Here is a 12,392-nt window from a genome sequence, read left to right as displayed (position 1 = left end):
ATTGAACCATGCCCGATTTCAGCCCCCTTTGCCCAAACTGTACGGATGGGTTGATCATTCCTCGAAAGTCCGTCGACGGGAAGCCTTTCTACGGTTGCAATCGATTCCCTCGATGCGGCTTTACCTCAAAGTTTCAACCTCGGAATGAGCCCTGCCCCCATTGCTCCAGCGCCTACTTGCTCGAGAAACCGGTGCGGAAGGTGCTTTGGGCTGTCTGCCCCAACCGGGACTGCAAGTTTGAGCGGCGACTGAGCGCGTTCTAGCGCCCTTCCCAATTACCCTAGCGTCTGCTAACTTAGTATTCGCTAGTATGTCTTTGCTTCCTCGTCTCAGCAGTCAACAGCGTCGTTGCGCGATTCTGGATGCAGCCATCCGGCTTTTTTCCGGACGTGGCTTCCGCGGGGTCACCACCCGGGAGCTAGCGGCCAGTGTCGGCGTGAGTGAACCCGTTCTTTATCAACACTTTCCAAGTAAGAAAGATCTGTATACGGCGATTCTCGAAGCTTCGAAAGATCAGGGTTATGTGGATGCGCTCTCTGGGCTGGCACGTGTAGCAAGCGGCAGTGACGATCGCGAGTTCTTCACTCATCTGGCGCGCGAAATGATTGTCTGGCACGAAACGAAGCCGGAGTTGATTCGCCTGAAGCTGTTCTCGGCGTTGGAAGGGCACGAGAGCATGGACGAACTGAACGAGAAGCAGCATAAGCCTTTCCTCGACATCATTACTGGCTACATCCAGCGCCGCATTGAGGAGGGAGCCTTCACCGGGGTCCAGCCTCTGGGGGCGGCTCTCGCCTTCTGCGGCATGATCGGCCAGTATTGCCAAAACACAATTCTCTTCAAGTCGCCGCTCTGCTCCACGATCGAACGGGAAGAGATGGTGAACTTGACTGTCCAAATTTTCTTAAACGGAATCGTTGAAAAAAATTCATGAAATTGTTTTACTTTGTAGTTCCTGCCCTACTACTCCTGTCGGCGTGCGCAAAGAAAGAAGATCCCAAGGCTAAAGCTCCTGTGGCACCAGAACCAGTTCAGGTTCGCGTGCAACAGGCCGTAGCTCGCACTCTCGATAAGTCCATCGATGTGACTGGGTCGCTCGACGCGGATGAAACCGTCAACCTCAGTTTTGAAATCGCCGGGCGCGTCTCCCGCTTCCGGGTCGACTTTGGACAACTGGTGAAAAAGGGCGACATCATCGCCGAACTGGATCCGCGGGATTCCGAATGGGCTCTTGAGCGTGCCAAGGCCAATGTCAGCCAGTTGGCGGCCCGTCTCGGCATGAAGAAATGGGATGATCCCTATCCCACCTCGACGGCGGCTATCCGCCAGGCGCAGGCGAATCTGGAGGACGCGAAGTCGAAATACGATTCGGCCGCTAAATTAGTGCAAAGCGGTGACATCTCGAAGGAACGGGCTGTTGAGTTGCAGAAGACCCTGCAGGCACGGCAGGCGATGATCGACGCGACTAATGACGAGCTGAATATGATGATTGCCCAGCTCCGCGCGCAGAAGGCCGATCTGGAGATTGCCACCAAGCGCCTCTCCGACAACGTGATTCGCGCGCCCTTCGACGGCGGCATCAGCGCAAAGCTGGTGAGTCCGGGCCAGTACATCAAGGAAAATACGGCGGTCGCCACGCTGGTGAAGACGAGTCCGCTGCGCTTGCGGGTGGAGATTCCGGAGACCTATTCGGCGCTCATTCGCCCTGGCAGCGTGGTGACCTTTACAACCGATGCGGCGCCGGGCAAAGAGTTCAACGCCAGCATCCAAAAGTTGAACCCGAGTTTTGACTCCAAGAATCGGACGCTGCTGGCGGAATCGAAGATTCCGGCCAGCGACCCCCGTCTGCGTCCGGGCACTTTTGTGCAGGTCAAGCTGGTCACCCAGCGCGCCGAGCAAGTGGTGATGGTGCCCAAGCAAGCCATCTACTCGGTGGCCGGGCTGAGCAAGGTGTACGTGGTGCGCAACGGCAAGGCGGTGGAAGTGAAGATTCCTCCTGCTGCTGAGATCGACGGTTGGGCAGAAGCCCCTGCCGGCACCATCCAGCCTGGGGACTCGATCGCCGTGAGCAACCTGCTCAACCTCGTCAACGGCGTGAGTGTGAAGACCCTCTAGGGAACAGCCATGCAGAAACTCGCTGAAATTTGTATCAAACGCCCTGTCTTTGCCACCATGCTGATTCTGGCCCTGGTGGTGTTGGGTGCTGCTTCCTACATGAAGCTCGGTGTGGACTTCTTCCCGAAGGTGGAATTCCCCTTTGTGACGGTGACCACCCAGTTGCCGGGCGCGGCTCCCGAAGAAGTGGAAAGCCAGGTCACCAAACGCATTGAGGAGGCGGTCAATACCATCTCCGGCATCGATGAACTGCGCTCGACCTCGAGCGAAGGCAACTCGCTGGTTTCGATCCAGTTCACCCTCGAGAAAGATGGCGAAGTGGCGGCCCAGGAAGTGCGCGACAAGGTCAATCAGGTGCTGAACCAATTGCCCCGGGACGCCAAGCAACCCGTGATCCAGAAGGTGGCGACCGATGCCTCGCCCGTGATCAGCGTGGTGGTGAGTTCGCCGCGTGAGATCCGCGAGACCACCAAGCTGGTGGACGACCTGATCAAGAAGAATATCGAAAGCTTGAACGGCGTCGGCGAAGTCCGCTTTGTCGGTGACCGCACCCGCCAGATCCAGGTGATCCTCGATGGCGAAAAGCTGTACAGCTACAACCTGAACGTCGACCAGATTCGTGCTGCGTTGGCGGCGCAGAATGTGGAAGTTCCGGGGGGCCGTGTCGATCAGGGCGCTCGGGAAGTGAGTCTGCGAACCCTCGGACGCCTGCTGCGTCCCGAAGAATTCGCCAACATCATCATCGGCACGCTGAATGGTGCACCGATTCGCGTGCGCGATGTGGGCCGGATTGTCGATGGTGTCGAAGAGCCCCGTTCGCTGGCCCGCCTCAACGGCGTGGCTGCGGTGGTGCTCGAAGTGCGCAAACAAGCCGGAACCAACACGCTCGACGTGATTAGCGTGATTAAGGAGCGCATCGGCGGCTTACAGACATCGGGGCTCATTCCTCGGGACCTCGAGATCAATTACTCACGCGACCAGAGCGACTTCATCAAGGGCGCCTTTGAAGCGGTGCAGGCGCATCTTGTGGAGGGTGGACTTTTTGCCGCGATCGTCGTGCTGTTGTTTATCCGCAGTTGGCGCGCGACACTGATCGCGGCGCTCGCCATTCCCACCTCGATCATCTCCACTTACACCCTGATGTACGTGATGGGCTTTACGCTGAACCAGATCTCGATGTTGGCGCTGGTGTTGATGGTGGGGATCGTCATCGACGACGCGATCGTCGTGCTGGAGAATATCTTCCGCTTCCAGGAAGAGAAGGGCATGGGCCCGGTGGAGGCAGCCATTGAAGGAACGCGCGAGATTGGTCTCGCCGTGCTGGCGACGACGCTGAGTCTTGCGGTGGTCTTCATGCCGGTGGCGCTCATGACGGGCATCGTCGGCCGCTTCATGTCGAGCTTCGGCTTTACCGCTGCTTTTGCAATCATGGTCAGCCTGCTGGTGAGCTTCACGCTGACGCCGGCCTTGTCGGCCAAATTCCTCAAAACGAAGCCAAATACCGGCCACAACAGCACCAAGGAAGGGTTGCTCTTCAAGGTGGTCTCCCGGCCTTACATGGGTTTGCTCGACTGGAGCATGTCGCACCGCTGGGTGATCATCGTCATTTCCGCCGTGGTCATCTACACCACCGGACCGCTGTTCATGAGCATGGGTAAGGACTTCCTGCCCGTCGATGACCAGAGCTACTTTGAGGTGACGGTGAGAACGGCTCCGGGTTCCTCGCTCGAGGGCACCACCAATGCAATGAATAGCGTCGAAGGCGAACTGAAGAAGCTCCCGGGCTTGAAGTATCTGCTCACCACGATTGGCGCCGATATCCAGAAGCGCGTCGATCGCGGCAGCATCATCGTGCAACTGGTGCCGCCCGAGAAGCGTGAGTTCAGCCAGCAGCAATTGATGGAAAAGACGCGTGCGATGATGAAGCCCTTCTCGAAGGACATGATTGTGGGCGTGCAGTTGCCGGCCCTGATTTCGGGCGGCGCGAGCGATCGCGATCTGCAGTATTACGTCCAGGGCCCGGACCTCGCTCAGTTGGAGCGTTACTCCCGCGCCATCATGACGAAGCTGGCCGAAGTGCCCGGTGTGGCTGATCTCGATATGTCCTATGAGCCTGGCAAGCCGGAACTGCGCGTCGACATCAATCGCGACAAGGCTGCCGACCTCAACGTCAGCGTCAACAGCATCGCCACGGCTTTGCGCACGCTGGTTGCCGGGGACTCCCAGGTGACCACCTATCGCGAGGGGGACGATCGCTATGACGTCCAACTGCGCGTCGATAAGAACTTCCGCAATTCGCCGCAAGCGTTGAACCGGCTGTTTGTCCCTTCGACCACCTTGGGCAATGTGCCAGTGTCGAACGTGGCCAGTCTGATTGACGCGACCGGCCCCACGGCCATTGACCGCTACAACCGGCAGCGGCAGATCATGATCCAGGCGAACATTGCCAAGGGTGGGTCCTTGTCAGACGCGCTGGCAGCGACGCAGAAGATTGTCAACGATCTGAACATGCCGCCGCAATACGCCACCGGTACGGTGGGCCGCAGTAAGGAGTTTGGCAAGGCGGGGGTCAGCTTCATCGGCGCCTTCCTGCTCTGCTTCATCTTCATGTACATGATTCTGGCGGCGCAGTTTGAAAGCTTCCTTGACCCGATTACGATCCTGCTCAGCCTGCCGCTCAGCGTGCCCTTCGCGCTCTTGAGCTTGAAGCTGGCCAATGAGAACTACAACATCATCTACACCTCAGTCGGAATCCTGGTGCTCTTCGGAATCGTGAAGAAGAATTCGATTCTACAGGTGGACCATATCAAGCGTCTGCGAGAGGAAGGGCTCCCTCGGGCCCAGGCGATTCTGAAGGGTTGCGAAGACCGTCTCCGCCCGATTCTGATGACTACTGCCGCGCTCGTTGCCGGTATGTTGCCGCTTGCCTTTGGCGGCGGCGCGGGCGCCGGCACTCGCCGTACGGTCGCGATCGTCGTCATCGGGGGGCAGACCATGTGTCTGCTGCTCAGCTTGCTGGTGACGCCGGTGGTCTATTCGCTGTTCGATGATATGTCAAACTGGCATCTGTTCTCGCGCCTGAATCGAATCTTCAAGCGTCGCGCGGCGAAGGAAGTCTTTGCGAGTCTGCTGAGTTTAGTGCTGTTCGCATCGGTTGGTTTTGCTGCGGAAACTCCGGCCCGCGTGGGTGTGAGCGCCGGGCAGAAGAAGCTGATGTTAAAGGACGCCATCGAGATGGCCATGCAGAACAATCTCGAGATCCAACTCGAGAAGACGAACACGGTGATTGCCCGCAGCCAGTATCGCCAGACCTTCGGCGTCTGGGATTTTACGCTCGGCTACAAACCGGCGTTCAACTATAATGTCACGCCCACATCGAGTGTGCTGCAAGCTGCCGATGGACGTCTGGTCGATCGGAACTTTACGAATAACTTCGGCGCCACCCAGCGCCTCCCCTGGAATGGCACTCGCTTTGATGCGGCCTTCAACAATAGCCGGATCAACACAACGAACCCATTTACGGGCTTGAATCCTTATCTGCAGTCGAGCCTTTCGCTGACCCTGACGCAGCCCTTGTTGCGTGGCAGAAAGATTGACAATGACCGGAATCTGATTCGCGTCCGCCGCAAGCAGGTGGATATCAGCGATGTGGATTATGAACTGCGCGTGATCAATGTGGTGACGCTGGTGACGCAGGCCTATTGGGATCTGGTGGCGGCGCGGGAAGACATCAATGTCCAGAAGCAGAGTGTCGACCTGGCCAAAGATCAGTATGAGAGAAGCAAGCGCCAGATCGACGCGGGCACTCTTGCGCCAGTGGAACTCTCGGCTGCGCTTGCCGAAATGGAGCGCCGCCAGGACACTTATTACGCCAGCATCGGCTTTCTCACCGAGGTCGAGAACAATCTGAAGAGCCTGCTGGCTGGTGGCCGCGATCAGTCGATCTGGGATGACGAGATCATCCCGATTGAAACGCGTAGTCTCGCGCCTCCGGCGGTGGATGATCTGAAGACCGCTGTGCGGGACGCCATCCAGCGCCGTCCGGAACTGAAGAATCTGCGGCTGCGTCTCGAGTCGAACGAGTACCAGAAGGATCTGGCCCGCAATCAACTGCTGCCCGCGGTGAATCTGACGGGGGGGTATCTCAGCACGGGTCTTGCCGGTGTGGTGAACAATGCACCCAATCCGTTCACCTCGTCCGGGGCCGCACAGTTGGACAGAATCAACAAGCTTTCGCAGCTTGCCGGACTCGAGCCGCTGCCTGCAGCCATCGGAAGTAGTGTGCCGGGCAGCTTCATCGGCGGCTACGGCACCACGCTCAATAATCTGTTTGGCAACAACTATACAAGTTGGCAAGCCGGGATTCAGGTGGACTGGACCCTGCGCAATCGTGCGGCCAAGGAGAATCTGGTGCAGACCAATCTGACGGATCGCACACTGGTTCTGCAACGGACGCGCAGCGAGCAGCAGGTGGAGGCGGAGGTTCGCAATTCGCTGCAGTTCTTGCGAACGGCGGAACAGCGGATTGTCGCAGCCGAAGCCAGCGCCAGCGCGGCCAAGGAGAAACTGGACAGCGAACAGCGGCTGTTTGAAACAGGTGAAAGCACAAACTTCTTAGTGCTGACGCGCCAGAACGAATATGCCGATTCGCAACGCCGCGGCTTGGTGGCAAGGCTCGATTTCAATAAGGCGATTGCCCGTCTCGAACAGGCGCTGGGAGCCACGCTCGAGACCCATCAGATTTCCTTGCAGTAATCACAGGATCATCACATGTTTTCCACAGCTTCTCCACGCGGGGGAGTGCCAAACTATGGCTGTACGCGATGAATGTAGCTGACATCGCCTTCCAGAAAGGCCTACCCGCAAATCTTGAGGCCGAGCGCTTGACGCTCGGCGCCGTCCTGGTGGACCCCGCTCAGTTTCCGCTGGTGGGTGGCGAACTGACGGCAGAAGACTTCAGTCTCGAGTCACACCGCCGCATCTTCCAGCGCATGAGCGAATTGGCCGAGCGCGGCGAGCACATCGATCGCATTGCGCTGGCCAACGAGCTGATGCGCCATTCGGAGCTGGAAGGCGCAGGCGGCCTGAGCTACCTGATGAGCCTGGACGAAGGGCTGCCGCAACTGCTCAACGTCTTTGGCTACGTCAAAATCGTCCGCGAGAAGTCGACGCTGCGCAAGATCATCTTCACCGCGCAGAGCGTGATGGACAAGGCTTTCTTGGGCGTCGACGAGGCGAATCACATTCTCGCCGAGGCCGAAGAGTCCTTCCTCAATGTCGGCGCGGCGCGTGGCAAGAACACGCTGGCTACGCCAACCGAGATCATCGACGAGATTGGTCTCGATCAATTTCTCGATCCCAGCAATCGCATTAAGGGCGTCTCGACCGGCTTTACGAAGCTGGACGAGATGACAGGCGGCTTTCGTGAAGGCGAACTGATCATTCTGGCCGCGCGCCCCGCCATGGGCAAGACCGCCTTTGCGCTGAACATTGCGCAGCATGTCTGCGGGCCGAAGGTGAACAAGGCGGTGGCGGTGTTCTCGCTCGAAATGTCAAAAGAGAGCCTGCTCACTCGTATGGTTTGCGCCGCGGCGCGCGTGGACCAGCATCGCTTCCGCACCGGCTTTCTGGGCGATGATGAGCGGCGTCAGCTTGCGGTGGCGGCGACGGATTTGATGGATGCTCCGCTTTATCTCGACGATTCGCCGGGCATCAACATGATGGACATCCACGCGAAGCTACGCCGCGTGCAGGCCGAGCGTGGCCTTGGGCTTGTCGTCATCGACTACCTGCAACTCATGCAGGCTCGCGGCTCGCACGATAGCCGTACGCAGGAAGTCAGCTCGATCTCGCGCGGCATGAAGTTGCTCAGTAAGGAACTGCGTGTTCCGATTCTGGCTCTGAGTCAGTTGAGCCGTGCGCCGGAAACACGTCCCGGCGACCACCGTCCGCAGTTGAGCGATTTGCGCGAATCGGGTTCGATCGAGCAGGACGCCGACATGGTGTGCTTCCTGTTTCGTGAGGAAGTGTACAAACCTGATCGCGAAGATATTAAGGGACGCGCCGAGCTCATCATTTCCAAGCAACGTAACGGTCCGATCGGAAAAGTCGATCTTGCCTTCATGCACAAGTTCACAAAATTCGGCAATCTCGCCGATGAACCGGGGATGGGTGATGGCGGTGGTGGCGGTTCCGATGATTATGTGTAGCCCTTCGATCCTCTAGCGGCGATTTCCGCGCGTTTCTAAATAGAGAAACGAAGGAGAGAAATGCAGCTACACGAGTACCGGGCGATGGCTAAAGGCGCCCTTTCGGAAGTGAGATCAGTCGTTCGCTATCGAGGCTTAAACACCGCCGGAGGATGGATTCGAGACCCGCTCAATATCCCTCAGAAGTTTGCGGCTCGCTTGAAGTCCCAGAGCCTGGGCAATGAGCGTTCGGAGAAGTATAAGGGCCCCTTTGACCCGGTTCGTTACATCCACGAGATGGCAGCTCTGGCCAAGGACAGCAACACGGGGAACTGCAGCGAACTGTCTGCCGTTGCCTTTAAGTTTCTGGCGCGCAAGCAGGTGACTCCCATTGAATACTTTGGTGTCTTTCGTGGAGGGTGGAATCACGCCTTTGTCGTGTTGAACCGGCCGTCGGATATCCCGCTCAATGAGTTTGCCAAGTGGTCGGTGAACGCGGTGGTTTGCGATCCACTCTATGACCGGTCTGCCGACGCCGGCTTCCTGGCGGCGTGGTATCCACGCATGTTCCCTCTCACGGAGAAGGACATCTTCCTCCGGATTTGTGACGACTAGCGCAGTCGCTCGATCTGAGCGCTGAGTTCCTCTTTGGACATCGAGCCGGGATGGTAGAGGCGGACGATTCCGGCGCGATCGATCAGCACCAGGGTCGGCGTTGTCGAGGCGCCGTAGACGCGAAAGTTCTCCTCGCTGAGAGGGGCGCTCATGCCCGGGATGGAAGCGTAGTATCGATCGTAGATCGAGGCAATATACGTTCTCTCCTCGGGTTTTGTTGCGTCTTCGCCGCCTGCGGCGTAGCCGTAGTATTGTGTGGGGCCAATGATGGTGAGCCCCTTGGAGGCATAGGTCCGCGCAAGTTCGGCGAGGATCGGGGCTTGTGCCTTGCAGTCTGCACACCAGTGCGCCCAGAAGAAAAGCAGCACGGGCTTGCCTTTGAATTGCGCAATGCTTTTCGTGGGATTCTTGCCGACTGCCACCTGGAGATCCAGCGCCGGAGCCGGCTTGCCAACCAGGGACAGGAGATTGATGTTCTTCTGGATTCTGGTCCGGATCGACGTCGCGTGGTAGCGTTGCAACTCGCTGTTGAGGAATGACAGTGCGTCATGCAAATGCCCCTTGGCTGCGAGTGCCTGTCCTTCCACCTCAATGGTGGCGCCCAGTGCGGTAGGCAAGCGCGCCTCATCGTCGAGCTTGCGTGTTTTGAGTAGGTCAAGCGCCAGCTTGCGAGTGCCCTTGGCATAGGCGATGGCCTTGTCGTAGTGCTTGGCTGCCAGCGCCCCCCGGCCCAGCCAGGATTGCGCTTCGAGCAATTCCGGAGTCCATGCTCCGCCGGCGCGCTGGGTTTCAATCAGCTTCTCGGCTGCGGGGAAATCCTGACGGGCCAGGAGTGCGCGCACGTCGGCGACGATTGCCGCTTGGAGTGCTGCTACCAGAAGGACGAAGCTTAAGATTCTCATGCGATGAGTTTCCGGGTGAATTCCATGCTGGACTCAAGATCCTGACGCTCTTTGAGGAGGGCGGCTTCCTTGTCGAGCTTGGGCGGGTCAGGTTGCTCGGTCCCCTTTTCCGCTAAGGCGAGGAAGCGGGAGAATTCCCATGCAGGGGTGTCGCGATAGGCGTCCCAGAACTTGGTCTCAAATACCTGGAACTTGCGGGCGCCGGTGACAATGATCTCCATCGAGAGCGTCTTGCCCGGGCAAAGCTGCCGGTAGCGGTTTACCCAGCCTGCGATGTCGACATTGCCCCGGCCCATGGGCGTCCATTGGACGGCGACGCCAAGAGGCGTCTTCCAAAGATAAGAGTCCCGGACATGGCTGGTGAGAATGTGGGGCGCGAGTGTTTCGAGCGTGAGATGAGGATCTTCGAGCGCCCAGACCGGATTGCCACTATCGATGACGGCGCCTACAAAATCCTTGCCGGCCAACTCGATCAGGCTCTTCAGTTCGCGGGCCTGCATGTCGCCGGAGTGATTTTCGACAGCGACCTTGATGTTCTGATCGACCGCGAAGCTCTTGACTGCCCGGAGGGTCTTTGCCGTGTTCTCGATGTGAGCGCTGAGGGGGACGGCACTGGCGCGATCGAGAGACGACCCCAGGAAGCAACGCACCAGACGGGAGTCACAGAGCTTGGCCGCGCGGATCACCCGGCGGAGCTGTTCCTCCGCGGTGCCTTGCTTGGGATCAAAGAGCGTGGAGGTGGGACAGATGGAGCGCATCCCGATCTCCAGTTCAATGCCCAGCCGCTTGGCGTGTGCGGCAACCTTCTGGACATGCTCATCCTCGAGCGAGCCGAGAAAGCGAATTTCAGAGAAATGAACGACTTTCGCGCCAAGCCGGGAGGCGTAGTCGAGATGTTCAAAGGCGGTCCAGCCCTGGCTGCGGACACTGAACAAGTCAATGCCCAGACGGATGTCGGAAGGGGCGGCGAAGGCGCTACTGAGGAGGGGCATGGCGGAGAAAGCTCGGCGTGTCATTAGAGAAGTTTTCGCTTTTCGAGAAAGTTGAAAATCAAACCATAAATTTCGGCGTCCTTCTCCGGGCCGAAGTTACCGTGTGCGCCTTGTGCCACAGGGATCAGTTCGGCATCAGCACCCGCTTCACGCAGCGCTTTGGTGAGATCGACCCCGTGGGCATAAGGAACGGTGGGGTCCTGGTCGCCATGAATGGTGAGAATTGGAGGCAAGTCTTTACGCACCCAGGTGATGGGCGAGACGCGGCGGGCTAATTCCTGCCGGTCGGGCAGCGTAGCGGGCAACCAGGTGACCGCATACTGCCGCATGTGTTGCCCTTCGAGTTGATCCTGCACGTCGGTGATGCCGTAAAAGTTGATCACGGCCGCAACTTTCGCCGGCGGCCCGAGCTTGGCCTGTTTCGGCGTCATGCCGACCATCAACGCGAGATGGCCGCCTGCGGAATCTCCGGTGACAATGATTTTGTTTTTATCGACGCCATACTTCGCCGCGTTGGCGCGAAACCAATCTGCCGCGAGCAGGGCGTCTTCCACGGCTGCGGGGGCAAGCGCGGCTCGGGACAACCGGTACTCTACATTGACGACAACCAGTCCCTTCTGGAGATAAGGCAGGCAGAGCCGCTCAAAGACGTTCTCCTTGGTGCCGCCTCCCCAGCCGCCTCCGTGGATGACGAGCACTCCGGCTCGCTTTGTCTGGGGCGCAGGTGCGCGCTTGGACTGATAGACATCGAGCACAGTCTCTGGATGCTTCGAGTACGAGATGTTCGACTCGACGCTGACCCAGTCTGGGGTTTGCAATTGCGCAAAGAGCAGGGCCGGGGCAAGGACCAGAAAAAGACGATGGACCATAGGCTTCAATTATATTGGGAGAAGATGAAACTCCCCGCGCTCATCCTCTTGCTGGCCGCTTCGGCCTTCTCGGAAGACCTTCTCAAAGTAAAGTTTGCCAGCAAGGATGTTCCGCTGACTGCTGATCCGGCGAGTAAATTCTGGAAGCAGATCCCCCCTGTTTTTGCGACACGCAGCAACCTGGGCGTGGAGCTTCCGGGCAATCGCACCGAGATTCGCGTCCGCTGGACGCCAGACTCGCTCTATGTCTTGATGAGCTGCCCTTATACCGAGCTCTACGTCAACCCGAATCCCTCCACTACGACCGAGACGAATCTGCTTTGGGAGCACGATGTGGCAGAGATTTTTCTGGGTGCCGATTTTGACAACATCCATCGCTACCGGGAGTATCAGGTGAGTCCGCAGGGCGAGTGGGTCGATCTCGATATCGATACGAAGAAGCCCATTCCCAATGCCTGGAAGTGGGACAGCCAGATGAAAGTCAAGGCGCGGATTGATGAGAAGGCGAAGATCTGGTACGGCGAGTTTCAGATTCCCTTCAAGAGCGTGACGGACAAAGCGGTGAAGCCTGGCACGAAGATGCGCGGTAATTTTTATCGCTTCCAGGGCGGGCCGCCGGAGCGCAAGATGGTGGCTTGGTCCCCGACGGGACGGATCAGCAATCACACGCCCGAGAAGTTCGGCATTCTTGAGTTCGTCAAGTAGAAATCG

General features: G+C 58.5%; 10 protein-coding genes. 7 read left to right on the top strand and 3 right to left on the bottom strand.

Annotation, left to right across the window (positions count from 1 at the left end; genetic code table 11):
- Positions 1-8: 8 nt before the first annotated feature.
- The 6 genes from M017_RS30590 (at position 9) to M017_RS0104030 (ending at position 8,918) form a co-directional block, all read left to right on the top strand.
- Entirely contained in the window at positions 9-263 is a 255-nt protein-coding gene (locus M017_RS30590) for a DNA topoisomerase family protein (protein WP_080507489.1), read from the top strand.
- A gap of 47 nt (positions 264-310) precedes the next feature.
- Positions 311-934, top strand: a complete 624-nt coding sequence (locus M017_RS27370; protein ID WP_031496003.1) for a TetR/AcrR family transcriptional regulator — start codon at positions 311-313, stop codon at positions 932-934.
- Between the two features lie 80 nt (positions 935-1,014).
- The gene (locus tag M017_RS0104045; RefSeq protein ID WP_162179830.1) at positions 1,015-2,115 is read left to right on the top strand and encodes an efflux RND transporter periplasmic adaptor subunit; all 1,101 of its coding nucleotides are present in this window, start codon (positions 1,015-1,017) and stop codon (positions 2,113-2,115) included.
- Positions 2,116-2,124: 9 nt separating this feature from the next.
- The gene (locus M017_RS0104040) at positions 2,125-6,870 is read left to right on the top strand and encodes an efflux RND transporter permease subunit (protein ID WP_080507488.1); all 4,746 of its coding nucleotides are present in this window, start codon (positions 2,125-2,127) and stop codon (positions 6,868-6,870) included.
- 68 nt (positions 6,871-6,938) lie between these two features.
- A complete protein-coding gene (dnaB, locus tag M017_RS0104035) occupies positions 6,939-8,324 on the top strand; it encodes a replicative DNA helicase (RefSeq protein WP_031495999.1) in 1,386 nt (461 codons plus the stop codon).
- Positions 8,325-8,384: 60 nt separating this feature from the next.
- Positions 8,385-8,918 (top strand): hypothetical protein, encoded by a 534-nt coding sequence (locus M017_RS0104030; protein WP_155121228.1) that lies wholly within the window; start codon positions 8,385-8,387, stop codon positions 8,916-8,918.
- Here the strand turns inward: M017_RS0104030 and M017_RS27365 are convergent.
- The 3 genes from M017_RS27365 to M017_RS0104015 are packed head-to-tail and all read right to left on the bottom strand — an operon-like array spanning position 8,915 to position 11,681.
- Positions 8,915-9,820 carry a TlpA family protein disulfide reductase gene (locus tag M017_RS27365; protein ID WP_031495995.1) on the bottom strand — a complete coding sequence of 302 codons (906 nt, stop codon included), beginning with the start codon at positions 9,818-9,820 and terminating at the stop codon, positions 8,915-8,917. The two genes, M017_RS0104030 and M017_RS27365, sit on opposite strands and share 4 nt — an antisense overlap.
- On the bottom strand, positions 9,817-10,836 hold the full coding sequence (locus M017_RS0104020; protein ID WP_238325806.1) for a sugar phosphate isomerase/epimerase family protein: 1,020 nt from the start codon (positions 10,834-10,836) through the stop codon (positions 9,817-9,819). Before M017_RS0104020 ends, M017_RS27365 begins: the two co-directional genes overlap by 4 nt.
- Positions 10,836-11,681: an alpha/beta hydrolase gene (locus M017_RS0104015; RefSeq protein ID WP_031495991.1), complete on the bottom strand. Its 846-nt coding sequence runs from the start codon at positions 11,679-11,681 to the stop codon at positions 10,836-10,838. Before M017_RS0104015 ends, M017_RS0104020 begins: the two co-directional genes overlap by 1 nt.
- A 24-nt stretch (positions 11,682-11,705) precedes the next feature.
- On the opposite strand from M017_RS0104015, the gene M017_RS28515 reads away from it, so the two are divergent.
- Positions 11,706-12,386: a carbohydrate-binding family 9-like protein gene (locus M017_RS28515; protein WP_162179829.1), complete on the top strand. Its 681-nt coding sequence runs from the start codon at positions 11,706-11,708 to the stop codon at positions 12,384-12,386.
- Positions 12,387-12,392 lie beyond the last annotated feature (6 nt).

Origin of the sequence: Bryobacter aggregatus MPL3 (genome assembly GCF_000702445.1) — a bacterium.
Lineage (GTDB): Bacteria > Acidobacteriota > Terriglobia > Bryobacterales > Bryobacteraceae > Bryobacter > Bryobacter aggregatus.
Note: the sequence above shows the minus strand (reverse complement) of the source record. Positions and strands in the feature narration are given on the sequence as shown.

Coding starts and splice junctions, on each gene's coding strand:
- M017_RS0104030 (WP_155121228.1), top strand. CDS start 8,385: ATGCAGCTACACGAGTACCGGGCGATGGCTAAAGGCGCCCTTTCGGAA.
- M017_RS0104040 (WP_080507488.1), top strand. CDS start 2,125: ATGCAGAAACTCGCTGAAATTTGTATCAAACGCCCTGTCTTTGCCACC.
- M017_RS27370 (WP_031496003.1), top strand. CDS start 311: ATGTCTTTGCTTCCTCGTCTCAGCAGTCAACAGCGTCGTTGCGCGATT.
- M017_RS27365 (WP_031495995.1), bottom strand. CDS start 9,820: ATGAGAATCTTAAGCTTCGTCCTTCTGGTAGCAGCACTCCAAGCGGCA.
- M017_RS28515 (WP_162179829.1), top strand. CDS start 11,706: ATGAAACTCCCCGCGCTCATCCTCTTGCTGGCCGCTTCGGCCTTCTCG.
- M017_RS30590 (WP_080507489.1), top strand. CDS start 9: ATGCCCGATTTCAGCCCCCTTTGCCCAAACTGTACGGATGGGTTGATC.
- M017_RS0104020 (WP_238325806.1), bottom strand. CDS start 10,836: ATGACACGCCGAGCTTTCTCCGCCATGCCCCTCCTCAGTAGCGCCTTC.
- dnaB (WP_031495999.1), top strand. CDS start 6,939: ATGAATGTAGCTGACATCGCCTTCCAGAAAGGCCTACCCGCAAATCTT.
- M017_RS0104015 (WP_031495991.1), bottom strand. CDS start 11,681: ATGGTCCATCGTCTTTTTCTGGTCCTTGCCCCGGCCCTGCTCTTTGCG.